This window comes from Neisseria sp. P0021.S007 (assembly GCF_051956855.1).
On record NZ_JBQCXA010000703.1, the window covers coordinates 1 to 627 of the forward strand.

At 44.2% G+C, this 627-nt stretch carries 2 pseudogenes; both read right to left on the minus strand.

Features of this window, described 5'->3' with window-relative positions:
- Positions 1 to 225 precede the first annotated feature (225 nt).
- Positions 226 to 336: pseudogene (locus ACTHUR_RS15475) on the minus strand (IS5/IS1182 family transposase); the annotation flags it as partial.
- A 53-nt stretch (positions 337 to 389) separates the two neighbouring features.
- Positions 390 to 627: pseudogene (locus tag ACTHUR_RS15480) on the minus strand (LTA synthase family protein); the annotation flags it as partial.

Consider the following 627-nt stretch of genomic DNA (forward strand, 5'->3'; position numbering starts at 1 on the left):
GTTTAAAGTTAATCCACTATATAAAGCCGTATAGAGTACCTCGCCCAAGTATCGGGTCTTTCTAAGACGGGTCGTCTGAAATAAAGTAAACGAGTTTCGAGATGATACTTTATAACATTTTGACTGTAAATTTGTTTTTGACGATATTAGATAGAAGCAGCTTTACTCGGTCTCCGAGGTCGTCTGAAAGATTGGAAACGATAGTTGGTTTGAAGTTGTGTGTTTATATAGTGGATTAAATTGAAACCAGTACGGCGTTGCCTCGCCTTGCTGTACTATTTGTACTGTCTGCGGCTTCGTCGCCTTGTCCTGATTTAAATTTAATCCACTATATTTGCAAAAAGGTCGTCTGAAACTTTTCAGACGACCTTTGATGTTTATAAACAGATTTATTGGGTGCTGACAATCCGGTTGATCTGCCATTCAAGAAACGGCGTATATGCCGAGGCGCGGCGGATAATGGCTTGGTCTTCGCCGTCCGGCGTGCTTGGGCGGCTTTCAGCGGTTTGGATGTTTTGGTTGTCCCATTTGTGGAATGCTTTGCTGTGTTGTTGATAGAAACCACGTTCCGTGATGATGACTTCGGGATTGTAGCCGTAGCCGCACCATGCGGAATCGGGTTGCGGG